The organism is Microvirga zambiensis WSM3693, assembly GCF_016735695.1.
Classification (GTDB): domain Bacteria; phylum Pseudomonadota; class Alphaproteobacteria; order Rhizobiales; family Beijerinckiaceae; genus Microvirga; species Microvirga zambiensis.
Map to the genome: position 1 here is coordinate 27,049 of NZ_JAERQD010000013.1, position 24,807 is coordinate 51,855.

Genomic DNA, 24,807 nt, shown 5'->3' on the forward strand with positions numbered 1-24,807 from the left:
CGCGCACCTCGCGCGCTCCCTCCCTGTCCCCGGTCAAGGTTTTTCTTCAATGGACGCTCCCGAGATCAAGAACGCCGCCGACGCGATGGAATATGTGCGCAGCCGCAACCTTCCCTTCGTGAAGGTCGGAATCGTCGACGTGGACGGCATCATGCGCGGCAAGTACATGGCCCGCGACAAGTTCGAATCCGCCCTCGAAAAAGGCTTCGGCTTCTGCGACGTGGTGCTGGGCTGGGATTCCAACGACCAGCTCTACGACAACACCAAGCTCACCGGCTGGCACACGGCCTATCCCGATGCAGCGGTTCGCGTTCTGCCGGAGACCATGCGTCTCATCCCGTTCGAGAACGACCTGCCGTTCTTCCTGGGCGAGTTCGACGGCTATGCCGAGGCGGCATGCCCGCGCGGCGTGCTGCGTCGCGTGCTGAAGAAGGCCGAGGACATGGGCTTTGCGGTCTCGGCGGCGGCCGAGTTCGAGTTCTTCCTGTTCGAGGAGACGCCGCATTCCGTGCGCGAGAAGAACTATCGCGACCTCAAGAACATCACGCCGGGCTTCTACGGCTATTCGGTGCTGCGCTCCGGTGTGCACGCGGATTTTTATCACGAGCTGCTCGATCTCGCGAACAGGATGGATTTCGAGATCGAGGGCCTGCATACCGAGACCGGTCCCGGCGTGCTGGAGGCCGCGATCCGCGTCGATGATGCGTTGAAGGCAGCCGACAAGGCGGCGCTCTTCAAGACCTATACCAAGATTCTCGCCCAGCGCCGCGGCTGGATGGCGACCTTCATGGCCAAGTGGTCGCGCGACTGGCCCGGCCAGTCGGGGCACCTGCATACGTCGCTGCGCGATATCCGCACCGGCAAGGGCGCGTTCTACGATGCCAACGGCAAACACAACATGTCGGAGACCATGCGCTGGTTCGTCGGCGGCCAGCAGCAGCTGATGCCCGAGCTCCTCGCCATGGTCGCCTGCACGGTGAACAGCTACACGCGCCTGATCCCCGGTTTCTGGGCGCCGACCGATTCCGCCTGGGGCGTCGAGAACCGCACCACGGCGCTTCGCGTCATTCCCGGCTCCGAGAAGTCGCAGCGCGTGGAGTACCGGGTCGCCGCCGCCGACATCAACCCCTACATCGCGCTTGCGGCCGCCATCGGCTCGGGGTTGTGGGGCATCGAGAACCGGGTCGATCCGGGCGAGCCGATCGAAGGCAATGCCTATGCGGTCGAGCACCCGAAGGAGCGCGCCCTGCCGCGCTCGCTGGGCGAGGCCGCAGAGCGTCTCAAGGGCTCCGCGGCTGCGCGTAAACTTTTCGGCGACACCTTCGTCGAGCATTATGCCGCAACCCGCGAATGGGAGGAGCGCGAAGCCCGCAAGGCCATCACCGATTGGCAGCTCGCGCGCTACTTCGAGATCATTTAAGAGGTTTGTAACTCTACACGTCATCACCGGCCCTGTGCCGGTGATCCCGATTAAGAAATGCGCTGAGCCTCACCGTATCGGGATGGCCGGGACTGATCCCCGGATCAAGTCCGGGGACGGCCATGACGGGAGGCTTCCAACCGGTTGCACCACCCTCCCCGCAAGGGGGAGGGGATCATTGCTGAAGGAGACGGCCTTATGGCCGATACCGATATCGTCTGCATTTCCCCCATCGACGGGCGCGAGCTCGTCCGCCGTCCCATCATGTCCGAGGGCGCCATCGATGCTGCGGTCGAGGCCGCGCGCGAGGCGCAAAAGGCTTGGCGCAACACCTCGATTGCCGAGCGTGCGCAAAAGGTCTCCGCCTTCCTCGATGCGCTGCTCGCCATGAACCAGGAGGTGGTGCCGGAGATCGCCCAGCAGATGGGCCGCCCCGTGCGGTACGGCGGCGAGTTCCGCGGGGTCGAGGAGCGGGCGCGCTACATGATCGCGATTGCGGAGAAGAGCCTCCAGCCCATTCCCGCCGCTGACGAGAAACCGGGATTCCGCCGCATGATCAAGCGCGAGCCCGTCGGCCTCGTGCTCGTCATCGCGCCGTGGAACTATCCCTATCTCACCGCCATCAACACCATCGTGCCGGCGCTCATGGCCGGCAATGCGGTGCTCTTGAAGCACGCCTCGCAGACGGTGCTGGCGGGCGAGCGCTTCCAGATGGCGATGGACCGGGCCGGCATGCCGAAGGGCCTGTTCCAGAACCTGTATCTCTCCCACGACCAGACGAGCCGCATCCTCGGTTCAGGCCTCGTCGATCATTGCAACTTCACCGGCTCCGTCTCCGGCGGGCGTTCCATCGAGCGCGCGGCGGCGAGCTCCTTCACCTCGCTCGGGCTCGAGCTCGGCGGCAAGGATCCGGCTTATGTGCGCGAGGACGCCAATCTCGATCACGCCATCGAGAACCTCGTCGACGGGGCGTTCTTCAATTCCGGGCAGTGCTGCTGCGGCATCGAGCGCATCTACGTGCACGAGAAGCACTATGACCGCTTCGTCGAGGGCGCAGTCGATCTCGTGAACGCCTATGTGCTCGGCAATCCGCTCGACGAAGCGACGACGCTCGGCCCGATGGCACACAAGCGCTTCGCCGATCTGGTGCGCCAGCAGAACGCGGAAGCGGTGGCCAAGGGCGCTAAGGCGCATGTCGAGGCAAAGAAATTTGCAGCGGATGTGGGCAGCAACGCCTATCTCGCGCCGCAGGTGCTTACCGATGTCGATCATTCCATGAGCGTCATGCGCGACGAGAGTTTTGGGCCCACCGTCGGCATCATGAAGGTCAAGGGCGACGAGGAGGCGATCCGCCTCATGAACGATTCGCCCTACGGTCTCTCCGCCGCAATCTGGACCTCGGACGTCGATGCGGCGGAAGCCATCGGCGAGAGGCTCGAGACCGGCACCGTGTTCATGAACCGCTGCGACTATCTCGATCCCGCGCTCGCCTGGACCGGCGTGAAGGATACGGGCCGCGGCGCGAGCCTGTCGCGGCTGGCTTATGAATCGCTCACCCGTCCGAAATCCTACCACCTCCGTCAGATCTGATCGAAAGCATCATGACCACATCGCCCCGCTCCAACTGGAACTACCCAACCGCCGTGCGCTTCGGCGCCGGCCGCATCGCCGAGCTTGCGGAAGCCTGCAAGTCGGTCGGCATGTCGTCGCCGCTCATCGTCACGGATCCGTTCCTGGCGACGCAGCCGATGACGAAGGCGGCGCTCGACCAGCTCATCGGTGCCGGCCTGAAGGCCGCGCTCTTCTCCGAGATCAAGCCGAACCCGGTCGAGACCAATGTCTACAAGGGTCTCGATGTTCTGCGCGCCGGCAAGCATGACGGCGTCGTCGCCTTCGGCGGCGGTTCCGCGCTCGATGCCGGCAAGGTCATCGCCTTCATGGCCGGTCAGACGCGGCCCATGTGGGATTTCGAGGATATCGGCGATTGGTGGACCCGCGCCGACCCGAAAGGCATCCTGCCGATCATCGCCGTGCCGACAACGGCCGGTACGGGTTCCGAGGTCGGCCGCGCCGGCGTGATCACGCAGGAAGCGACGCATACCAAGAAGGTGATCTTCCATCCGCTGATGATGCCGAAGATCGTGATCTGCGATCCGGAGCTGACGGTGGGCATGCCGCCGCACATCACCGCCGGAACGGGGCTCGATGCGCTCGCCCATTGCATCGAAGCCTATTGCGCGCCCGGCTATCACCCGATGGCCGATGGCATCGCGGTGGAGGGCATCCGCCTCGTGAAGGAATACCTGCCGCGCGCCTATCAAAACGGCAAGGATATCGAGGCGCGCGCGCAGATGATGTCGGCCGCCGCCATGGGCGCCACCGCGTTCCAGAAGGGGCTTGGCGCAATCCATGCGCTCTCGCATCCGACCGGCGCGCTCTACGACACGCATCATGGCCTGACCAACGCGGTCTTCATGCCCTATGTGCTGGTCTATAACCGCAAGGCCATCGAGGAGCGGATCGAGCGGCTTGCCGCCTATATCGGCCTTGAGCCGTCGTTCCAGGCTTTCCTCGACTGGGTGCTCAAGCTGCGCAAGGACCTCGGCGTGCCGCATACGCTGGATGGCCTGAAGGTCGATGCGGCGCGCTTCGACGAGATGTCCGAGATGGCGCCGAACGATCCCACCGCCGGCGGCAATCCCGTGCCGATCGACAAGACGAGCGCGCGCAAGCTCTTCGAGGATGCGCTCGCCGGACGTCTCTGATCCATTCGCGATAAATGAAGGCACCGCTGACATCTGCAGCGGTGCCTTGTCATTTTGATCGGACGTCCGTCGGTTACGCAGCGGCCTTCAGCGGTGTCTTGCGCTCGGCCCGCAGAGACTTGAGGGCCTCCGTCCAGCGGGAGAGCTCGTCGAGCATGGTCGCCGCCGACGCCTTGTAGATGTCAGGGGCATTGAGCTTGCCGCTCTCGTCCAGGTTCTGGAACACCATCGGCATGGGAACGCCTTCCGGGATCGGCATCATCTTCAGTGTCGTCACGATCTGCTTTGCCATCTGCACGGAGCGCAGGCCGCCCGAAATGCCGCCATAGCTGACGAAGCCGGCCGGAGTGTAGTTCCACTCGCGGGAGAGGTAGTTGAGTGCATTCACGAGCGCCGGCGGCGTGGCGAAGTTGTATTCCGGCGTCACGAACACGAAGGCGTCGGCGGCGGCAACGCTCTCGGCCCAGGCCTTGGTGTGGGCGTTGCGGTAGTTCTGCTTCATCGGGTGCTCGGGCTCGTCGAAGACCGGCAGCTTGAACTCCGCCAGGTCGACCAGAACCGGCTCGAACTTGCCATGCTCGGCCGTGTAGTCGCTGAACCACTTGGCGATGCTCGGGCCAATGCGGCCGGGGCGGGTGCTGCCGATGATGATGTGAAGCTTGGGCTTCATGGCATGTCCTTGGTTTGCAATTGGAGGCGGGACCACTTAAGTTCCCTTTTGTAACCGAGGCTCATTAAGTAACTTCTCGGCCGCCGCGCAAGGAGGCACTTTCATGTCACCCAGTCACATCCATGTGCCCAGCCATTGCCGGACCGTGACGGAGATCCTGTCCAGGGTCGGTGACAAGTGGAGCGTCCAGGTCGTCGTCCAGATGGGCGAAGGACCCAAGCGATTCAATGAGTTACGCCGCCTGGTGACTGGGATCTCGCAGCGGATGCTGACTCTGACTCTGCGGAGCCTGGAGCGCGACGGGCTCGTCACGCGCACCGTCTATCCCACCATTCCGCCGCGGGTGGATTACCAGCTCACAGGGCTGGGTTGCTCCCTGCTCAAGACTGTTCGGGGCCTCGGCGAATGGGCCATCGCCAACCGGGACGAGATTCTGGAGGCGCGGCGGCGATTCGACGAGGGTGGCGAGACGCCCGGACAGAGATCCGACGCGGCCTGAGGGTGCAGGCTCGGCAGGTTCAGCGCCCTGTCCGATGTTCCAGGATTTCCCAGAGGGCGGGGTCCCGGAAGGTCATGATGGCCCCGTCCGCGCCGACATCCCGCATCTCGTCGGCCGTGAGCCCGGTCAGGACGCCGAAGGAGAACAGCCCCGCGGCCTTGGCCGCCCGCATGCCGGAGGGGGAATCCTCGAAGGCGATGGCCTCTTCGGCCTTGAGGCCTAGCCGTTGGAGGGCGGTCAGATAGGGCAGGGGATCGGGCTTGCCGCGCTCGACCTCTTCGATGGTGATCTCGACCTTGAACCGCCCTGCCAGCCCGAGCACCTCCAGCATGTGATCGGCGTTGAGGCGCGGGGCGTTGGTGACGAGCGCGATCTTCATGCCGCTGCCCTCGGCCCAGTCGAGCAGGTCGAGCAGGCCCTCGAGCGGCTTCAGTTGCGTGGCCATCCGGCGGAAGGTGGCCTCCTTCTCGTCCGCATAGGCCTCGTGCCGATCGACCGGCAGATGCGGCAGGAGCGAGGCGAAGATGGCCTCGTTGGTCCGCCCGATGATCTTCGAGCGGTAGATCTCCTCGTCGATCGCCACGCCCTCGTCCTTGAGAACCTCGGCAAAAGCCTCCAGGTGGACCGGGTCGCTATGCACCAGGGTGCCGTCCATATCGAAGATCAGAGCTTTCAGCATTGGGCCGTCTCGCAAAGTGTCGTGGGGCGTGGGTCAGGGAATACCGTCCTTTTCCCGATGTGGCACCCCGTTGGAATCGCAACCCTGCTCTATAGATATTTGGGAAGCAGTAAACCGTCTCCAAGCCGATCCCCCATGTCCCGCGACCCCTCCCGACCCGTTTCCGAGATGCCCCGATGCGGGTAAAGGACAAGCTTCGGCTGCTCTACGAGGGCGATACGCCCGAGGCGCACAACTTCCGCTACGGCTTGCTCGTCTTCGATGTCACGACGATCCTGTTCATCGTCGCGACCTCGTTCCTTCCGCACTCGCCTGCCTTCGAGTGGATGGACATGATCATCGGCCTGATCGTTCTGGCCGATTTCTTGGCTCGGCTCGCTATCAGCCCAACGCCGTGGCGAGATTTGCTGCGCCCGACAACTTGGGCAGACATTATCGCGATCGTGTCCTTCCTGGCGCTATGGACCGGCGAAGGTCTCGGATTCCTGCGGATTCTGCGGACCTTGCGTCTCCTGCGCACCTATCAGCTAACCGCACGGCTCAGGGTCGATTTTCCGTTCTTCAGGCGCTATGAGGACCTGATCATCGCGACGGTCAATCTTGCGGTTTTCATCTTCATCATGACCGGCTTTGTCTACGAGACACAGTATTGGACGAACACGAAGATCGGCAATTATGTCGATGCGCTCTACTTCACCATCGCGGCGCTCACCACGACTGGGTTCGGCGACATCACGTTGACGGGGACCCTGGGACACCTGATTTCCGTCGTCATCATGATCTTCGGAGTCACGCTCTTCCTGCGCCTCGTGCAAATTCTGTTGCGGCCCGACAAGGTACGCTTTCCCTGTCCCGTCTGCGGATTGCAGCGGCACGACCACGATGCGGTTCATTGCAAGGCCTGCGGCACGACCCTCAACATCCCCGATGAAGGTGCGATCTGAGGATCAAGCCTCCGGAATGACGGCGACGCCGCGCTGCGTCGCAAAGGAGATGGCGACGGGCGTGCCCGGCGCGATCGGTTGCTTGCGGCCATACTGCACCACGAAGAGATGTCCGACCGGGCTTTCCACCTCGTATTCAACCTGCGTTCCGAGATAGGAGGCCTTGCTCACCGTCCCGGCGAGCGCGCCAGGCGATACGGTTTCGTCGATCATGATCGCGTCAGGCCGCACGGCGAGCTTCACGGCACCCTGGCGCAGACCGCGATGGGGCAGGTCGAGAGTGACGGAGCCGAGGCGAACCTGCGCATTCGGTCCGGCAAGGCTCACCAGATCGCCATTGACGATGTTGGCATCGCCGATGAAGTCGGCCACGAACAGGTTCGCCGGCTCCTCGTAGAGCTCGCGCGGCGTGCCGGTCTGGGCGATGCGCGCATTCGACATGACGATGATGTGGTCGGAGACGGCGAGCGCCTCCTCCTGGTCGTGCGTCACGTAGGCGACCGTGAGGTTGAGGCTCTGCTGCAGCTCACGGATATCCTCGCGCACGCGGCGGCGCAGCTTGGCGTCGAGGTTCGAGAGCGGCTCGTCGAAGAGCAGGACCTGCGGCTCCAGCACGAGAGCGCGTGCTACCGCGACGCGCTGCTGCTGGCCGCCCGACAATTCGGACGGCGCACGCTTCTCAAGTCCTTTAAGACCGATGAGTTCGAGCTTCTCCATCGCCATCTCGTTGGCGTCCTTCTTCGACGCTCCCTGCACGGATGGGCCATAGGCCACGTTCTCCAGCACCGACATGTGCGGGAAGAGCGCATAGGACTGGAACACCATGCTCACGTCGCGGTCGGCGGCGGAGAGGTTGGTCACGTCGCGGCCGCCGATCAGGATCTGGCCTTCGCTCGCCATCTCGAGGCCGGCGATCATGCGCAGGGTCGTTGTCTTGCCGCAGCCGGAGGGCCCGAGCAGGGTGACGAGTTTGCCCGGCTCGATGGTGAAGGAGACATCGTCCACGGCGGTGACGTTGCCGTAGCGCTTCGTCACGTTGCGGAATTCGACGGATGCGGCCTGTTTCTTGCCGGCAGCCGAGGAGCGGGAGAGTGAGCTGATCGTGGACATCTTGTTCATGGAACCGCCTGCACGGCAACGGGAGAGGAAGCGGTGCTCGCACTGCGGCGGCCGAGGCGCCGTTCGCCGACGGCCAGCTGGATCGCCACGATGGCGACCAGCATGACGAGGATGAGCACGGTGGAATAGGCAATGGCGAGGCCGAACTCGCCTGCCTCGACGCGGCCGACGATATAGGTCGTGGCCATGTTGTACTCGGCGGTGACGAGGAAGATCACGGCGCTGACCGCCGTCATGGCGCGCACGAAGGAATAGACGAGCGACGCGACGATGGCCGGCCGCAGCAGCGGCAGGACCACGCGGCGCATGGTGGTCGACGAGCCCGCACCCAGGGTCAGCGAGGCCTCATCGAGGCTCTTGTCGATCTGGCTCAAGGTGGCGATGCCGGAGCGCACGCCCACCGGCATGTTGCGGAAGACGAAGCACATCACGAGGATGAAGCCGGTGCCGGTGATCTCGATCGGCGGCACGTTGAAGGCCAGGATGTAGGACACGCCCACCACGGTGCCCGGGATCGCGAAGCTCAGGAGCGTGCCGAATTCGAACGAGCGTTGGCCCGAGAAGCGCTGGCGCGTGAGCAGATAGGCGGTGAGAAGGCCGATGGCGGCGGTGAGCGGCGCAGAGAGCGCGGCGACCTTGACGGTGGCGAAGAACGAGTTCCAGGCCGAGCCGGAGAAGTAGAGACCCCATTCGGCGCGCTCGACGCGGAAGGCGGTGAGGAAATGCTCGAAGGTCGGCGTGTAGTCGCGGCCCATGGAGCGCACGAAGGCGCCGACGACGATGATCGCATAGACGGCGACGGTGAAGAGCGCCCACGGAATGGCCGTGAGATAGGAAGCCAGCGCCACGCGGCGCGGCAGGGGGAGGGGAAGCCCGGCATCGCCCTTTCCGGTCACGGTCGTGTAGACCTTCTTGCCGAGCCATGCGTGCTGGAGCCAGAAGGCGCCGAGCGTGAAGGCGAGCAGGATGATGGAGAGCACGGCTGCCCGTCCCTGATCCTGCTGCGCGCCGACGACGGCGAAGAAGATCTTGGTCGAGAGCACTTCGTAATTGCCCCCGAGCACCAGCGGGTTGCCGAAATCGGCGAGGCTTTCCACGAAGCCGAGCAGGAAGGCGTTGGCGAGGCCCGGACGCATGAGCGGCAGCGTCACGGTCCAGAACGTCGTCCAGCTTTTTGCGCGCAGGGTTTGCGAGGCTTCCTCGAGCGTCGGGCTGATGCCCTGCACGACGCCGATGAGAACGAGGAAGGCGATGGGCGTGAAGGCGAGCAGCTGCGCGATGAGAACGCCGGGAAGTCCGTAGATCCAGCGCGAGCGCGGCACGCCGAACCACTCGAACAGCACGGCGGAGAGCGCACCGGAGCGGCCGAAGAGCAGGATCAGCGCAAGGCCGATCACGAAGGGCGGGGTGATGATGGGCAGGACGCTCATCACGCGCAGGAGCTTCTTGAAGCGAAAGCTGGTGCGCGTTGCGATCAGCGCGAAGGCGAGGCCGAGCGCCGTCGTTCCGAAACCCACGAGCAGCCCGAGAAACAGCGTGTTCCAGGCGACCCCGCAGCGCAGATCGCTCGTCAGGCAGTCGAGCCCCCAGATCGACTTGTCGAGGAATTTCGTGACGAATTCCACCGGCGCGAAATTGCCGCTGTTGTCGGCAAAGGCGCTCGCGAGAATCGTTGAGACCGGGAAGAAGACGAAGACGATGATCAGCGCGATGACGATGCCGATGGAGGAGGTGACGAAGGCGTCGCCCCTACACCAGCCGCGCGCCGCAAGGCCGTGGCAGAGAACGATGAGGAAGGCTGTCGAGGTCAGTGCCGCGCCATAGCCCATGCCGGCCTGCCGGGGTCCCGGGTCACCGAAGAGGCCTTTCAGGATATCGAGCGTCCAGCCATTGAGGCCGATGGTGAACCCTTGCAGGACAATGAGTGCGAGGCCGAGAAGTCCCGATGCGACGAGCCACGTGCCTTTCGATTCCGCCTTGGGCCGCACCACAGGCACGAGGGCCATGCCGAGTGGCACGAGAAGCGGCAGAAGCCACCAGGCACCGCGAAAGCCGTGAACGAGAGCCGATCCGCTGACGAAGTAATCGGCAAGGGTCGGCGCCGCGGAGCGCTCGAACCCATACCAGGGAAGAAGGGCAAATCCGACCCAGCCCAGTACGATCCAGCCAAGGGTTGCCCGTGACATCCTGAATATTCCCGCCTCAAGGCCGATGCGAAGATCGGCTCACAAATCGATCAAGCAATGCTGGTCCTTCGGCGAAGCGCGTCCCGCTTCGCCGAAGGACGGTTCATCCGACTATTTCGGCAGGTTCTTCACCTCGTTGTCCCACTTGGACAGGAGGCGCTTGCGCTCGGCCGAGGAGCCGTATTTCGCGAAGTCGAAGTTGATCAGCTTGATGTCGGTGAGCTTCGGCGCCTGCGGCGGAACCGGCGTGCTCTTGTTGGACGGCACCTGATACGACTTGGCTTCGGCGCCGAGCTTCTGCGCATCCGCCGTCAGCGCCCAGTCATAGAACTTCTTGGCGTTGTCCATGTTCTTGGCGCCCTTGATGAGCGACATGGAGCCGATCTCGTAGCCCGTGCCTTCACAAGGCGCGACCACCTTCACCGGAGCCTTGTCCACCACCATCGTCACGATGTCGTGCATGAAGGCGATGCCGGCCGTCGTCTCGCCCAGCGCCATGGCCTTGGCGGGGGCAGCGCCCGACTTGGTGTACTGATTGATGTTCTTATGCAGGGCCTTCAGGTAATCGAAGCCTTTGTCCTCGCCCATGATCTGCACGATGGTGGCGAGAAGCGTGTAGGCCGTGCCGGAGGAGTTCGGATCCGCGACCTGCACCTCGTCCTTCAGCTCGGGCTTCAAGAGGTCGGCCCAGCACTTGGGCTCGCCGATCTTGTTCGACTGCGCAAGCTCTGTGTTGTAGCCGAAGCCGAGCGCGCCCGAATAGATGCCGACGGTCCGCTGCTTGGACTGCTCCCACTGGCGCACCGCCCAGTCCTGCAACTCGCCCATCTTGGGCGACTTGTATTCGACGGTCAGGCCCTCTTCCGCCGCCTGCATATGGGGATCGCCCGTGCCGCCCCACCAGATGTCGGCGCGGGGATTGGCGGATTCCGCCTTCACCTGGGCGTAGACCTCGCCGGCGCTCTTGCGGGTCATCGAGACCTTGATGCCGGTCTCACGCTCGAAGGCGTTGACCATGGCGCGGCACCATTCTTCCTGCACGCCGCAATACATGACGAGCTCGCCCTGCGCCTGGGCTGCTCCGGCGGACATGAAGGACAGGGCCGTCATGGCGCCCGCCAGCATGGTTCCCGCTACGAAAGTCTTTTTCAACGTCATTTCAATCCTCCCATGATAGGCCGATATGTTATTGTTTGGCCGGCTAAGCTCCCTCCATTGCCTCGGCGGGTCAAGAGCCCTGTCGGCCCTCCGGCTGAATCTTTAGAATAAGGTCTCCGCCTCACGCTTGCTTGGCAATCCCCGTCGCCTGCGTCAGCACATCGGCAAGCTCGGGCGTGCACACCAGAACCGGGTTTCCCCTGCGCAAACCGTCATTGGCCAGGAAATCGTTGGCCCAGCCGCCGGCCTCTTCGACAAGAAGGAGCCCAGCAAGGACATCCCAGGAATTGATGTGGAGCTCGCAATAGGCGTCGGTGCGTCCGTCGGCGACGTAAGCGATGCCAAGCGTTCCCGAGCCGGCACGGCGGACATTGGCACCGCTTGCCTTCAGCGTGTCGACGACGGCGATGTAGGGCTCGGCCGGCAGCCGCGACGACCATCCGGCCTCCACCGTCGCCTGCCTGATGTCGGCGAGGCCACTCACCCGGATCGTCTCTCCGTTGAGGGTCGCGCCACGGCCGCGCTGGGCCGTGTACAGCTCCGAGTGCATCACATCGTAGATCGCACCGATCTCCACGCAGCCATCGCGCACGAAGGCGATGGAGATTGCGAAATGGGGAATGCCGCGGGCGAAATTCGCCGTACCGTCGATAGGGTCGACGACCCAGACATCGCGTCCGAAGGAGCCGCCGCCTTCCTCGCCGAAGAAGGAATCCTCCGGAAACAGCCCGCTCAGGCGGCCGCGAATCAACTCTTCCACCTCGGCGTCGGTGGCGGTGAGAAAGTCCTGCGGCCCCTTGAAGTCCGGGCGCTGCGAGCGCGGCCGTTCGAGGAAGCGCTTGCGGGCCAGAACGCCAGCCTCCCGCGCGACGGCACAGGCTGCGGCAAATCTCAGGTCGAGGCCATCGGTGGTCATAGCTCGGAGCGTCCTTCTCAAACGAAAACTTCTTGTTATCAACCGGTCATGGAACTTTGAAAGCATGGAGAACAGTATCAGGGTGGAACCCACCCCATCCTCAACTCTTTTCGAAAAGATCCTTTCTTAGCCGGCTCAAATCACTTACGTTACAAACTAACCCGCCAGGAATCCTACTCTCGTCGAATGTCCCAGCCCCCCAAAGAAGAACTCAGCCAGGTTGGAGCTCTCCCGTTCCGCATCAAAGATGGAAAGGTCGAGGTGCTTCTCGTCACGTCACGGGAAACCAAGCGCTGGCTGATACCCAAGGGCTGGCCCATGAAGGGCAAGAAGCCGCACAAAGCGGCTGCCCAGGAGGCGGAAGAGGAGGCCGGCGTGAAGGGCGAGATCAAAAACAAACCCCTCGGCTCCTACGATTACTGGAAGCGACGCGCGGCGCATTTCGATCTCTGCCGGGTCAGCGTCTATCCGCTCGAGGTGTCCAAGCAGCTCAAGTCATGGCGCGAGAAGGGCCAACGCAGAGCGCAATGGTTCGAGGTGGAGGAAGCCGCCCATCAGGTTCTCGAACCGGCGCTCGCCGACCTGATCCGTAGCCTGCCGCAACACGTCTGACGATACCTTCGCCATAAATCGGCGGACGGATTTTCAGGTGCACAAGGGAACGTAAGGGCCCCCTCATAAGTATTCTCTCGCGAAAGCGGCCGAAGCCAAGAGTCTTGGCAGTTCTCGGCCGTCCGAGGGAGATATTGATGAAGGCGCTTGTTTGGCACGGCACGACCGATATCCGATGCGATTCCGTCCCCGACCCCGAGATCGAGCAACCCCGCGACGCAATCATCAAGGTGACGAGTTGCGCCATCTGCGGCTCGGACCTCCACCTCTATAACCATTTCATGCCCGGCATGAAATCCGGCGACATCATGGGCCATGAGACCATGGGCGAAGTCGTCGAGGTCGGCGCGGAGGCGAAGGGCAAGCTCAAGGTCGGAGACCGGGTGGTGATCCCCTTTACCATCATCTGCGGCGAGTGCGAGCAGTGCAAACGGGGCAATTTCTCGGTGTGCGAGCGGACGAACCGCAACGGGAATATCGCCGCCAAGGCCTTCGGCCACACGACGGCGGGCCTCTTCGGCTACACCCATCTCACCGGAGGCTATCCCGGCGGTCAGGCCGAATATCTGCGCGTGCCCTTCGCCGACGCAACGCACATCAAGGTGCCCAACGGAATCCCCGACGAGAAGCTTCTCTTCCTGAGTGATATCTTCCCGACCGGCTGGCAGGCTGCCGTGCAGTGCGACATTCAACCGACCGACACCGTCGCGATCTGGGGCTGCGGCCCTGTCGGCCAGATGACGATCCGCAGCGCCGTCCTGCTCGGAGCAAAGCAGGTGATCGCCATCGACCGCATCCCTGAGCGTCTCGCCATGGCGGAGGCCGGCGGCGCCATCACGATCAACATCGACGAGGACAGCGTGATCGAGCGCCTCAACGAGCTCACGAACGGCAAAGGTCCCGAGAAGTGCATCGATGCGGTCGGCATGGAGGCCCATGCGACCGCGACGATCGATTCCATGTACGACCGCGTGAAGCAGGCGACGATGATGGAGACCGACCGGCCGCACGTGCTGCGCGAGATGGCCTATGTGTGTCGTCCGGCAGGCACGCTCTCGATCCCGGGCGTCTATGGCGGTCTTCTCGACAAGATCCCCTTCGGCGCGATCATGAACAAGGGCCTCACGATCCGCACGGGCCAGACGCATGTGAATCGCTGGACCGACGATCTCCTGCGCCGCATCGAGGAGGGGCAGATCGATCCGTCCTTCGTCATCACGCATACGGTCTCGCTCGAAGAGGGGCCGGACATGTACAAGGTCTTCCGCGACAAGCAGGACGGCTGCATCAAGGTCGTCATCAAACCCTGACAGGTGAGCTCATGCGCTACGAAACCGAAAGAACGCGCCGCCGCGGCCAGGCCGATACGGCGACCGATACCCTCGCCCGCGGGCTCGGCCTGTTCTCCATTGCTCTCGGCATCGCTGAAATTGCTGCGCCGCGCGCGTTGGCGCGGGCGCTGGGCATGAAGGGGCAGGAGGGTCTGATTGCCGGCTATGGCGTGCGCGAGATCGCGACCGGCATCGGCATCCTAGCCTCGAAGGATCCGACGCCATGGATATGGGGCCGCGTTGCGGGCGATGCGCTCGATCTTGCAACGCTGGCAACGGCGCTCGAGGGCAACAATCCGAAGAAGGAAAATGTCGGTATCGCCATGGCGGCGGTTCTGGGCGCAACCGCACTCGATGTCTATTGCGCACAGACCTTGAGCCGCGAGAGCCCGCATCCGCTGCCGCCGCTGCAGGATTATTCCGATCGCAGCGGTTTTCCGCGAGGTGTCGAACAGGCGCATGGCGCTGCGAGCGACTTCGCGGTGCCGTCTGACTTCCGCACACCGGAAGCTCTCCGGCCCTATACGCAGCCCGAGGCACCTCGACATCCGCAGCCATCCATGTAACCTCGCGGCATGACAAAGCCGCAGGTTTTTACGATCGGGTACGAGGGAGCGGATGTCGACCGCTTCCTCGACACCTTGAAGGACGCGGGCGTGGCGACGCTCGCGGACGTGCGCGCCGTGGCGCTCTCGCGCAAGCGCGGGTTCTCGAAATCCGCGCTGCGCGACGCGCTGGCAAGCCGGGAGATCGGTTATCAGCATTTCATCAAGCTCGGCACGCCGAAGGAGGGCCGTCAGGCGGCTCGTGCCGGCGATGGCGAGCTCATGCGCCGGATCTATTGCGATGCAGTCTTGGCGACCGAGCCGGCTCAGGAGGCGTTCCGAGACCTTGAGGAACTCGCGCGGCATCAGCCGATCTGCCTTCTCTGCTTCGAGCGCGATCCCGCCAATTGCCATCGCCGCGTGCTGGCGCAGCGTCTTGCCGAAAAGGGCTTTGAGACGGTAGATCTGACCGTTCTCTGACGCTACAAGGCGGAGGATGGACAGGCGGGGGGCTGCGGAATGGATGCGATCGTCACGGCGGTGAGCCGCAGCGCGACACACAGCTTCAGCAAGACCAACAGAGAATCGATCCACCTTCTGGCCGGGCTCGGCGTCGAGGGCGACGCGCATCTCGGCACGACAGTGAAGCACCGGTCGCGGGTGGCGAAGGATCCGAGCCAGCCGAACCTGCGGCAGGTCCACCTGATCCACGCGGAACTCTTCGACGAACTCGAGGCTCAGGGCTTCGACGTCGCCGCCGGCGGCATGGGCGAGAACATCACGACGCGCGGGATCGATCTGTTGAGCCTCCCCGCCGGGACGCGCCTTCATGTCGGTGAAAGTGCCGTGATCGAGGTGACGGGCCTGCGCAACCCCTGCGTCCAGATCGACCGCTTCCGCAAAGGGCTCATGAGCGCCGTTCTCGATAAGGACAATGACGGCAATCTCATCCGCAAATCCGGAATCATGGGCATCGTGCTGGAGGGGGGCGAGGTCAGGCCGGGCGACGCTGTTCGAACCGAGCTTCCTGCAGGGCCGCACCTGCCGCTTCAGGTCGTGTGAGCCGCGAAAGCAGACCTGAAACGAAAGTGCAGTTGCCAAGTTGAACGAACTGCATTACTTTGAGCCTAGGTTTAATTTCAAGAGAGGGAGGACTGCATGGCCGATATCCGCTTGCTGAACGTTCCTCCCATGTCCAAGTCTAAATCGTAGACCGGACCGGGCAGGGCTCCTGAGGGCCCGCAAACCTTACCAAGCTTTCCTATTCCATCATCGAGCGATATCGGTCGCGTCAAGCCGCCGTTCCGCTGTCGCTTCGCACAAATTCCGGGAGAGGCAAGCGCTTCGGCGCGGCCTGTTCACCTCCATGAAGCACCATAAGAGAAGCGGGGACGCCACCCGCGACGTTTTGAGATTCACATTCCGCCACTGGCGTGAGGAGCCGCGCTACGTGGCCCTCATCGTGGTGACCATGATGGTGTCCACGCTCGCAGACGTGTTCATGCCCGTCTTCGCAGGGCGGCTCGTCGATGCCATCGCCGTAGGCGCCAACGATCGGGCTGCCGCCCTCCATGCGGCGCTCATCGCGTTCGGCTTCATGACAGGCCTCGGCCTGCTCATGATCGTCATGCGGCATCTGGCGTTCTACGGCATCGTGGAACTGACCCTGCGCGTCATGGGACGCGTGGCGCAGGACGCGTTCGCGCGCGTGCAGCGTTTCTCGACCGATTGGCACGCCAATTCCTTCGCCGGTTCGACGGTGCGCAAGATCACGCGCGGCATGTGGGCGCTCGACCTCATGCACGACACGCTCCTGCTGGCGCTGCTGCCCTCGCTCACGGTGCTCGCCGGCTCGATGATCGTGCTCGGTCTGCGCTGGCCGATCATGGGTGTCGTGATCGGCTTGAGTGCGCTCGCCTACATCGTGATGACGGGCTTTCTCGCCACCCGTTATGTCGCGCCCGCAGCGCGGCTGGCAAATGCCTGGGATACACGCGTCGGCGGCACCTTGGCCGATGCCCTGAGCTGTAATCCCGTCGTCAAGGCGTTCGGTGCCGAGATCCGCGAGGACGACCGGCTGACCTGGGTGCTGGGCAAATGGCAGAACCGCACGCGGCGCGTCTGGCAGCGCGGCACCAACAGCGGCACTGTGCAGTTCATCGCCCTGCTCGGCATCCGCGCCGCCATCATCGGCACCGCGATCTGGCTGTGGTGGGACGACCGGGCAACACCGGGCGATCTCGCCTATGTGCTCACGACCTATTTCGTGATCCACGGCTACCTGCGCGACGTCGGCATGCACATCAACAATCTGCGCCGGTCGGTGAACGACATGGAGGAGCTCGTCGAGATTCACCGGGAGCGCATCGGCGTGCCCGACCATGCGCATGCGAAGCCGATCCGCATCGGGCGCGGAGAGGTGGCGTTCGACCGCGTCACGTTCCATTATGGCGGGCACGAGACGCCGCTCTATAGGGATCTCTCCCTGACGATCCGCGCCGGCGAACGCGTAGGCTTGGTCGGTCCTTCGGGATCCGGCAAGACGACTCTCGTCAAGCTGATCCAGCGCCTCTACGACGTGACGGGCGGCGAGATCCGCATCGACGGTCAGAACATCGCCGATGCGCAGCAATCGTCCCTGCGCTCGCAGATCGCCATCGTGCAGCAGGAGCCGATCCTGTTCCACCGCACGCTCGCGGAGAACATCGCCTATGGACGGCCCGGCGCCGGCATGGTCGAGATCGAGCGCGCGGCACGGCTCGCCAACGCGCACGACTTCATCATGAGCCTGCCCAAGGGCTACCTGACCCTCGTCGGCGAGCGCGGCGTGAAGCTGTCGGGCGGCGAGCGCCAGCGTGTCGCCATCGCCCGCGCCTTCCTCGCCGATGCGCCGATCCTGATTCTCGACGAGGCGACCTCCGCCCTCGACTCGGAATCGGAGGTGCTGATCCAGCAGGCGATGGTGCGGCTCATGGAGGGGCGTACCTCCATCGTGATCGCCCACCGCCTGTCCACGGTGCGCGCGCTCGACCGCATCCTCGTGTTCGAGAAGGGCCGGATCGTGGAGGAGGGGGATCACTTGAGCCTCTATCGCAAGGGCGGCCTCTATCGCCGCCTCTGCGACCATCAGGGCCTCGACCTGGCAGCGCCCGCCAGGACTGGCATGGCGGCCGAATGAGGCCCATCTGGACAGGATGACCGGGGATCCATAAGGAAAAGCCCATGTTCGAAGCAAAATCCCTCTCGAGTTCCGGCAGCAAGCGGGACTTTTACGCCTCGCTCGCCCAGCAGCTCACAGGTCTGCTGGAGGGCGAGCCGGATGCGATCGCCAATGCCGCCAACATGTCGGCGCTGATCTATCAGCTGATGCCCGATCTGAACTGGGCCGGCTTCTATTTCATGCGCGGGCCGGGGCTCGTCCTCGGCCCGTTCCAGGGCAAGGTCGCCTGCGTTCGCATCCCGGTGGGGCGCGGCGTCTGCGGCTCGGCGGTGGAGCGTAAGGTCTCTATCGTCGTGCCGGACGTGCATGCCTTCCCCGGACACATCGCCTGCGACAGCGCTTCCCGCTCGGAGCTGGTCGTGCCGCTGATCAAGAATGGCGTCGTGCTCGGCGTGCTCGATCTCGACAGCCCGAGCGCCAACCGCTTCGACGATGAGGACCGTGAGGGCTGCGAGAGACTGGTCGAGATCTATCTCGCAGCCTCCGAGTTTTCGTCCGAACGATAGATGACGGCCGCCTATATCGACACCTATTACAGCCGCACCGCCGCCACCTCGGAAACCTATCCTCAGGCGGCGGGCCGCATCCAGGCGGATGTCTGCATCGTCGGCGGCGGGCTCGCCGGTCTCACCGCCGCGGTGACGCTTGCGCGCGGCGGGCGCAAGGTGGTGCTGCTCGAGGCCGAGCGCGTGGCCTGGGGCGCGTCCGGCCGCAACGGCGGTTTCGTTTCCGCAGGCTTTGCCACCGGACTTTCCGCCATCGAGCGCCGTGTGGGTGCCGAGCAGGCACGCGAACTGTTCCGCATGTCCATGGAAGGCGTCGAGATCGTTCGCGGCAATATCGATGCGCTCGACATTCGCGATGCGCATCCGGTGCCGGGCATCGCGAAGGCTCTGCGCTACGATTCACGCGGTGCGCTGCAGGCTTCGAGCGAGAAGCAGCGGCGCGAGTTCGGGCTGAAGCTGCGTTACCTGGACAAGCGAGAGGTGAGAGATCTCTTCGTCTCGCCGAAATATCATGAGGCGATCCTCGACGAAGATGCCTTCCATTTTCATCCGCTGAATTATGGCCGGTCACTCGCCCGCGAGGCCGTGCGCCTGGGAGCAGCGATCCACGAGATTTCGCCCGCGATGTCCTTCGATCTCGATGGCGCGGGCAAGATCGTGCGGACGAAGAATGCCGAGATTGCGGCCGAACATGTGGTCTTCGCGACTGGCGGCTATACGGGTTCCGTGCTGCCGGCGCTCCGGCGATCCTTCCTGCCGATCGCCACATATGTTCTGCTGACGGAGCAGGCGCCCGATCTCGTGCAGAGCGCGATCCGCACTCCGGCCGCCATTCTCGATGACCGGCGCGCGGGCGACTATTACCGCCTCGTCGAGGACGGCAGCCGCATCCTGTGGGGCGGACGCATCACCACGCGCACGACGGACCCCCGCGACATCGCGGCTCTGTTGCGGCGGGAGATGGTGAATACCTATCCGCAACTGGCGGATCTGAAGGTCGAGATCGCCTGGTCGGGCCTGATGTCTTACGCCCGTCACCTGATGCCGCAGATCGGACAATGGAAGCCGGGCGTGTGGTACTGCACCGCCTTCGGCGGACACGGCATGAATACGACCGCCATCGGCGGCACCCTCATCGCCGAAGGAATTATGGGAGCGAGCGACCGTTATCGCCTGTTCGCACCGTTCGATCTGGCATGGAATGGCGGCATTCTCGGTCGCGCCGCAGCTCAGCTCACCTATTGGAGCTATCAAGCTGCCGATGCGGCTCGGGAGTTTCGCTCCCGCTGATCACGCGGGAACGAAACTTAATTACATTTTTGCGGCCGATGCGACGACCCAGAGGCAGCTGAAGCTGAAAGCAAGCGCAATCAGATTCAGAAGATAGGCCATTGCATCGTTGGCGGGGTGGCGTTTTCCCGTTTGTTCCATCGCACTTCCTCGTGGAGCGGAAAGTTTGATTCAGGGATAAAGCCTAAGCTTACTTTCTGTCCAGATGGTTAACCAATAATTTCCGTCAACCTCCCACCGTTCCGCGGATCGTTCCGAGGCGCCGGCTCTCGCAGGAGCAGTCATTGCCGTTGGAGAGGGGCTCCGCAATCCAGCAGACGCCCTGAGGCGTGACGCAGGTGGCGCCCTGCCGCGTTCCGGCGCGCGTGCGCTCGTAGGCGCGCAGACGGTGCTCGCGAAAGTAAGTGCGATCCTCGGAGTGAAACGGCGCGACGAGATCCGTATCGGGCAGCGGCTTTTCGCTATCTGCTGCCATCGCAAGCGTCGGTAGCGATGCAGCAAACAGGGCAAGGCAGGCAACAACGGAGATCTTCATTCACGGCTCCCGAGATCGAATCTGTTCAGCGGATGAAGGTCCTTCGTCGCATCATCGTCTGGGAGAAAGCAACCCGCGCTAGCGCATCGTGCGGAAAAGCGGATCCGGTTTTCACTCGCGTGGCCCGCTGGGTCCACACTCAACGATGCGCCAGCCAGGAGAAGAGAGCATCGATTGGATCCCAAAGTGGTGTCCAATTTTGGGTCCGATGCTCTCCCCCCTTGCCGGGCGCGGGCGATCACAAATGGATCACAAATAGAAATCGCTCTTGGACAGCACCGTGAGGCCGGTGACGGCGATCTTGAAATCAGCGGATGCATCGCCGTTCACATCACCCGACACGAAGCCATCAAAGAAGCGCAGTTCGCCTGCCTTGTGATGGAACGCAGCCTTGCCGATGAAGGTGAAGGCCTGATCGCCGAGAATGCTGGTATTGGCGTCGATGCCGCGCAGATCGATGCGGTCGGAGCCTCTGACGAAATCCTGAATCGTATCGACAGCGGATCCGCGCGAGTCGCTCAGAGCCTGAAAGACGAACGTGTCTGCGCCGCTGCCGCCGATAAGCAGGTCCTTGCCGCCTTGACCATAGAGCTTGTCGCGGCCCGCGCCGCCTTGCAGCACGTCGTTGCCTCCGCGCCCGTAAAGCGTGTCGTTGCCCGCTCCGCCTTCGATCGTGTTCGCGCCGCCGTTGCCGCGGAGATTGTCGCCATAGGCACTGCCGACGAGGCCCTCGATGCTGACATAGGTGTCGCCAGCGGCTTCACCCCGATTGGCCGAAGGTGACTGAAGGTCGACCGTCACGGCCGCCTTGGCGTAGGCATAGCTCGCAACATCCTTGCCGCCGCCGCCGTTCAGCAGATCCTTGCCGCCGCCCCCGATCAGGGTGTCGTTGCCGCTCAATCCGTAGAGCTTGTCGCTGCCGCCGTTGCCACGCAGTACGTTCGCGGCGACATTGCCCGTGATGACATCGTCACCCGAGCCGCCATAGGCGTTCTCGATGAGAGAAGCCGAATTGCCTTGATAGAGCAGGGCATTCGCGATGTTGCCCGTGGCGACCTCAGATCCGTCCCAGTACAGTTTGGCGAGCTGCTCCTGTGACGTGGTCGTCCATGCCCCGGGCTGGAGATCGATCTTCAGGTCTGTGGTATAGGCTGTGAAGCTGTAAGTGTCGCTGCCGCCGCCGTCCCATACGGTCTGCAGGATCCGGTTGCCGCCGGGGGCGCCTTGCCGGACGCCGTCGATGGACATCTCTCCTGTCGTCGGGCTCCAGGAATAGGTGGTGTTGCCGCTGTTGGTGGCGAAGTTCGCACCGTACATGTGCTGGATCGCGGCGATGTCGTAGATCATGAGGGACTGGGCATAGCCCCAGGTCTCGTTCGCGTAGCCGGAATAGATCGAGGCGCCGACATACGAGCGATAACTCATCACCGTGTATTCCATGCTGTCGCGCGAGAGCGGCATGTTGCCCTCATGCGAATGCTCGAGACCGAGGGCGTGTCCGATCTCATGGACGATGGTGAGATAGGCGTAGTTCCCCTTCGCAGGGCTCGCGTAGTTGCGGCTGGAATTGTTGACCCACACGTCGCCGCCGGTCGCTTCCGTCGTCGGAAAATAAGCCCACGCAGTACTCGGCAGGTCCGATTGCGCGAAGCGCAGATCGGCTGCGGGCGCACTCGCACCACCAACCTCCTGGAAGGTCAGGTTGCTGACGGCCGCATAGAGGTTCAGCGCCGATCGCGTGATCGATTGCTGGGTGCCGTTGAAGGCTCCGAATCCCTTGGCGGTCTCACCGTCGCCGTAAGAGGCGCCGTAGGAGGTGGCCGTCACGGGGAAACTGTAGGTGAGATGACTCGGCACCCATTTGAGGCTGCCCAGAATGGCATCGAGGTAGGTGTTTCCCGTAGAAGTGTAAGACTCGACAGCAGGCATGGTAATCTCAATCGATGAAGCAGGAGTTCAGGGGCCAAATCCGTCGAAACGGTGGCGTGCCGGTGAGCGGCGCCGGCGGATCTCAGGAAAAAAGGCAAGAGATCGCCGCCGGAGGCCGCATAAGGCGGAACCGCTACGATAAAGCGTGGAATGTCATGGTATTCTGCCCCGCCGCGAGAGTGATTTTCTTGACCGTCTCGCGTGAACTTTATCGTTCAGAAGGCTTATAAAAGATTATCACGAGGATAAAAAACGGCTTTTCTTGAATTTATGCCCTTTTAGACACCATGCCGCAGGGCTGTCCTCTACGTCACCGTCTGCAAGGTCGGTTAAGCTTCAGGAAGGTAGACGCTCACTCGGGAGCTGGGTCTGAAGCCGGATCGTGGTCTGCAGGGCCGGAATGGCAGCGCGCTTGCTGCCAGTCTTGCGGCCCCGCTTGTCGAGGGCCTCCTGAGCGAGAAGGCGGACGTCCTCGAGGCGCCACTCCTCACTCAGCCACGATCTGCCGATGACTTTCAGGATCTGCTCGAGCGCCGCATAGGGATCGGCGATCTTGGGCGCAGAGGCCGCGTTCTTCATGGTCCATTCCCCCAACATGCCGGAGGTTTTCCTCCAGTCATTTGTCCGGATCGCAGGCCGTGAAGACCAGCATTGCCGGCTCAAGGTATTATTGCAAAGCATTGCCTAGAAAGACAACTAGGCCTTTGGTTTTGCCCCCAGAGGATGAGGCGCGGCAATAGGGCTGCAGTGCAGGGAGAAGATGTGTCGACGGGGTCGAACCACCGCGTCGTATCGGCGTGGCTGGTGCTGCCAGAGAGGATCGAACTCTCGACCTCTCCCTTACCAAGGGAGTGCTCTACCACTGAGCTACGGCAGCGCGCCAACGGGGAGGGCCGCTTACTGCCACAGGGCAGCCCTCCATGCAAGCTTGAAAATGATCTTTATTCGGCCGCCTGGACTTTCGGTTGCAGGGGGAGCCTGAGCGCCGTCCAGACCTCCACGAGAGAGGCGGCGAGGGCGTCGATATGAGCGTTCGAGTGGAACGGGCCGGGGGTGATGCGCAGACGCTCGGTGCCGCGCGGCACGGTCGGGTAGTTGATCGGCTGGATATAGATGCCGTGCTTGTCGAGCAGCCGGTCGGAGGCCGCCTTGCAGGCCTCCGCATCGCCCACCATCACCGGCACGATATGCGTGACCGTGTCCATGACGGGCAGGCCGATTCCGGTCAGGATCGCCTTCGTGCGGGCCACCTGGCGCTGCTGCTGCTGGCGCTCGGCGGAGGATTCCTTGAGATGCCGGATCGAGGCCGTCGCGGCGGCGGCGACCGCCGGGGGCAGGGCGGTGGTAAAGATGAAGCCGGGGGCGAAGCTGCGGATGGCGTCCATCACGGCCCTGGTGCCGGTGAGATAGCCGCCCATGACGCCAAAGGCCTTGCCGAGCGTGCCCTCGATCACATCGATTCGATGCATGGCGCCCTCGCGCTCGGCGATGCCGGCGCCGCGCGGGCCGTACATGCCCACCGCATGGACCTCGTCGATATAGGTCATGGCGCCGTAGCGCTCGGCGAGATCGCAGATGGCATGGATGGGGGAGATGTCCCCGTCCATGGAATAAACGCTCTCGAACACGATGAGCTTCGGGCGGTCGCCTGCAGCTTGGAGCAGTTCCTCCAGATGTTCGAGGTCGTTGTGGCGGAAGATCGCCTTGTCGCAGCCCGACTGGCGCACGCCCTCGATCATCGAATTGTGGTTGAGGGCGTCCGAGAGGATCAGGCAGTTCGGGATCAGCTTGGCGAGCGTCGAGATCCCGGTCTGATTCGAGACGTAGCCCGAGGTGAAGACCAGAGCGGCCTCCTTGCCATGGAGGTCGGCAAGCTCGGCTTCGAGCGCCACGATCGGATTGCTGTTGCCGGAGATGTTGCGGGTGCCGCCGGCGCCGGTGCCGAGCCGCCAGGCGGCCTCCACCATCGCGCGGGTCACGTCCCGGTTCTGGCCCATGCCGAGATAGTCGTTGGAGCACCAGACGGTGATCGGGCGCGGGCCTTCAGGGGAGTGCCAGATCGCTTGAGGGTAACGGCCGGCCAACCGCTCGATATCGGCGAAGACGCGATAGCGCCTCTCTGCCTGCAGACGCTCGAGGGCTGACGTGAAGAAGTTTTGATAATCCATCATCTCACCGGGTGGGCAATCCAATGCCCCGGGAACTTAAACACATTATGCCAGACGGCATTGATCCGGGTCAAAGCCCGGATTTGTGATATTGCGGTTGAGGGCCGCCTGCGAAGCCTCTATTTGATAAAGGCGACGATGGGTCGCGTGAACCATGACTGACGTGAAAACACAAGAAAAAGCTGACCGGCTGAAGGCGGCTTTGAAAGAGAATTTGAAGCGTCGCAAGGCTCAAGCCCGCGGGCGGCAGGCCGTGAGGCCGTCTGGAACCGAAAGCGGAAGCTTGAGCGTTAAGGACGAGCGCGACTAGCCTGC

The 24,807-nt window shown here is 63.4% G+C and carries 23 protein-coding genes and 1 tRNA gene; 13 read left to right on the forward strand and 11 right to left on the reverse strand.

Annotation, left to right across the window (positions count from 1 at the left end):
* Nucleotides 1-49 precede the first annotated feature (49 nt).
* The 3 genes from JKL46_RS12180 (at nt 50) to JKL46_RS12190 (ending at nt 4,185) form a co-directional block, all read left to right on the forward strand.
* Nucleotides 50-1,420: a glutamine synthetase family protein gene (locus JKL46_RS12180; protein ID WP_201833126.1), complete on the forward strand. Its 1,371-nt coding sequence runs from the start codon at nt 50-52 to the stop codon at nt 1,418-1,420.
* A 198-nt stretch (nt 1,421-1,618) separates the two neighbouring features.
* Nucleotides 1,619-3,010 carry an aldehyde dehydrogenase family protein gene (locus tag JKL46_RS12185; protein ID WP_201833127.1) on the forward strand — a complete coding sequence of 464 codons (1,392 nt, stop codon included), beginning with the start codon at nt 1,619-1,621 and terminating at the stop codon, nt 3,008-3,010.
* An 11-nt stretch (nt 3,011-3,021) separates the two neighbouring features.
* Nucleotides 3,022-4,185, forward strand: coding sequence for an iron-containing alcohol dehydrogenase (locus JKL46_RS12190; protein ID WP_201833128.1), 1,164 nt, complete (start codon nt 3,022-3,024; stop codon nt 4,183-4,185).
* A 73-nt stretch (nt 4,186-4,258) separates the two neighbouring features.
* Here the strand turns inward: JKL46_RS12190 and JKL46_RS12195 are convergent, their stop codons facing one another.
* Complete coding sequence (locus JKL46_RS12195) at nt 4,259-4,855, reverse strand: NADPH-dependent FMN reductase (RefSeq protein ID WP_201833129.1); 597 nt, start codon at nt 4,853-4,855, stop codon at nt 4,259-4,261.
* A 103-nt stretch (nt 4,856-4,958) separates the two neighbouring features.
* Here JKL46_RS12195 and JKL46_RS12200 point away from each other — a divergent pair, with 103 nt between their 5' ends.
* Nucleotides 4,959-5,354 (forward strand): winged helix-turn-helix transcriptional regulator, encoded by a 396-nt coding sequence (locus JKL46_RS12200; protein ID WP_201833130.1) that lies wholly within the window; start codon nt 4,959-4,961, stop codon nt 5,352-5,354.
* 19 nt (nt 5,355-5,373) lie between these two features.
* Here the strand turns inward: JKL46_RS12200 and JKL46_RS12205 are convergent, their stop codons facing one another.
* Nucleotides 5,374-6,033 (reverse strand): HAD family hydrolase, encoded by a 660-nt coding sequence (locus JKL46_RS12205; RefSeq protein ID WP_201833131.1) that lies wholly within the window; start codon nt 6,031-6,033, stop codon nt 5,374-5,376.
* A 176-nt stretch (nt 6,034-6,209) separates the two neighbouring features.
* Here JKL46_RS12205 and JKL46_RS12210 point away from each other — a divergent pair, with 176 nt between their 5' ends.
* A complete protein-coding gene (locus JKL46_RS12210; protein ID WP_201833132.1) occupies nt 6,210-6,977 on the forward strand; it encodes an ion transporter in 768 nt (255 codons plus the stop codon).
* A 3-nt stretch (nt 6,978-6,980) separates the two neighbouring features.
* On the opposite strand, the gene JKL46_RS12215 is transcribed toward JKL46_RS12210, so the two are convergent.
* From JKL46_RS12215 to JKL46_RS12230, 4 genes are all read right to left on the reverse strand, one after another.
* Nucleotides 6,981-8,087 (reverse strand): ABC transporter ATP-binding protein, encoded by a 1,107-nt coding sequence (locus tag JKL46_RS12215; protein WP_201833272.1) that lies wholly within the window; start codon nt 8,085-8,087, stop codon nt 6,981-6,983.
* Nucleotides 8,088-8,092: 5 nt separating this feature from the next.
* A complete protein-coding gene (locus JKL46_RS12220; protein WP_201833133.1) occupies nt 8,093-10,282 on the reverse strand; it encodes an ABC transporter permease in 2,190 nt (729 codons plus the stop codon).
* A 111-nt stretch (nt 10,283-10,393) separates the two neighbouring features.
* Nucleotides 10,394-11,440, reverse strand: a complete 1,047-nt coding sequence (locus tag JKL46_RS12225) for an ABC transporter substrate-binding protein (protein WP_201833134.1) — start codon at nt 11,438-11,440, stop codon at nt 10,394-10,396.
* Nucleotides 11,441-11,561: 121 nt separating this feature from the next.
* Complete coding sequence (locus tag JKL46_RS12230) at nt 11,562-12,356, reverse strand: inositol monophosphatase family protein (RefSeq protein ID WP_201833135.1); 795 nt, start codon at nt 12,354-12,356, stop codon at nt 11,562-11,564.
* Between the two features lie 186 nt (nt 12,357-12,542).
* Between JKL46_RS12230 and JKL46_RS12235 the strand changes: the two genes are divergently transcribed.
* The 8 genes from JKL46_RS12235 to JKL46_RS12270 all read left to right on the forward strand — a co-directional run bounded on the left by JKL46_RS12235 (nt 12,543) and on the right by JKL46_RS12270 (nt 19,860).
* The gene (locus tag JKL46_RS12235; protein ID WP_201833137.1) at nt 12,543-12,968 is read left to right on the forward strand and encodes an NUDIX hydrolase; all 426 of its coding nucleotides are present in this window, start codon (nt 12,543-12,545) and stop codon (nt 12,966-12,968) included.
* 137 nt (nt 12,969-13,105) lie between these two features.
* Nucleotides 13,106-14,278, forward strand: a complete 1,173-nt coding sequence (locus JKL46_RS12240; protein WP_201833139.1) for a zinc-dependent alcohol dehydrogenase — start codon at nt 13,106-13,108, stop codon at nt 14,276-14,278.
* 11 nt (nt 14,279-14,289) lie between these two features.
* Nucleotides 14,290-14,865: a cyclase dehydrase gene (locus tag JKL46_RS12245; protein WP_201833141.1), complete on the forward strand. Its 576-nt coding sequence runs from the start codon at nt 14,290-14,292 to the stop codon at nt 14,863-14,865.
* Nucleotides 14,866-14,874: 9 nt separating this feature from the next.
* Nucleotides 14,875-15,324 (forward strand): DUF488 domain-containing protein, encoded by a 450-nt coding sequence (locus tag JKL46_RS12250; RefSeq protein ID WP_201833142.1) that lies wholly within the window; start codon nt 14,875-14,877, stop codon nt 15,322-15,324.
* A gap of 39 nt (nt 15,325-15,363) precedes the next feature.
* Complete coding sequence (locus JKL46_RS12255) at nt 15,364-15,906, forward strand: MOSC domain-containing protein (RefSeq protein ID WP_201833143.1); 543 nt, start codon at nt 15,364-15,366, stop codon at nt 15,904-15,906.
* 304 nt (nt 15,907-16,210) lie between these two features.
* The gene (locus JKL46_RS12260; RefSeq protein ID WP_201833144.1) at nt 16,211-18,022 is read left to right on the forward strand and encodes an ABC transporter ATP-binding protein; all 1,812 of its coding nucleotides are present in this window, start codon (nt 16,211-16,213) and stop codon (nt 18,020-18,022) included.
* Between the two features lie 44 nt (nt 18,023-18,066).
* Nucleotides 18,067-18,570: a GAF domain-containing protein gene (locus tag JKL46_RS12265; protein WP_201833145.1), complete on the forward strand. Its 504-nt coding sequence runs from the start codon at nt 18,067-18,069 to the stop codon at nt 18,568-18,570.
* Entirely contained in the window at nt 18,571-19,860 is a 1,290-nt protein-coding gene (locus JKL46_RS12270; protein ID WP_201833146.1) for an NAD(P)/FAD-dependent oxidoreductase, read from the forward strand. It abuts the gene before it with no gap.
* Nucleotides 19,861-20,086: 226 nt separating this feature from the next.
* Here JKL46_RS12270 and JKL46_RS12275 read toward each other — a convergent pair whose 3' ends face one another.
* The 5 genes from JKL46_RS12275 to hemA form a co-directional block, all read right to left on the reverse strand.
* Entirely contained in the window at nt 20,087-20,395 is a 309-nt protein-coding gene (locus JKL46_RS12275) for a hypothetical protein (RefSeq protein WP_201833147.1), read from the reverse strand.
* A gap of 249 nt (nt 20,396-20,644) precedes the next feature.
* Nucleotides 20,645-22,324, reverse strand: coding sequence for a M10 family metallopeptidase (locus JKL46_RS12280; RefSeq protein ID WP_201833149.1), 1,680 nt, complete (start codon nt 22,322-22,324; stop codon nt 20,645-20,647).
* Nucleotides 22,325-22,660: 336 nt separating this feature from the next.
* On the reverse strand, nt 22,661-22,903 hold the full coding sequence (locus tag JKL46_RS12285) for a hypothetical protein (RefSeq protein ID WP_201833150.1): 243 nt from the start codon (nt 22,901-22,903) through the stop codon (nt 22,661-22,663).
* 223 nt (nt 22,904-23,126) lie between these two features.
* Nucleotides 23,127-23,201 (reverse strand) — tRNA-Thr (locus JKL46_RS12290).
* A 64-nt stretch (nt 23,202-23,265) separates the two neighbouring features.
* Complete coding sequence (hemA, locus tag JKL46_RS12295) at nt 23,266-24,492, reverse strand: 5-aminolevulinate synthase (protein ID WP_201833273.1); 1,227 nt, start codon at nt 24,490-24,492, stop codon at nt 23,266-23,268.
* Nucleotides 24,493-24,807 lie beyond the last annotated feature (315 nt).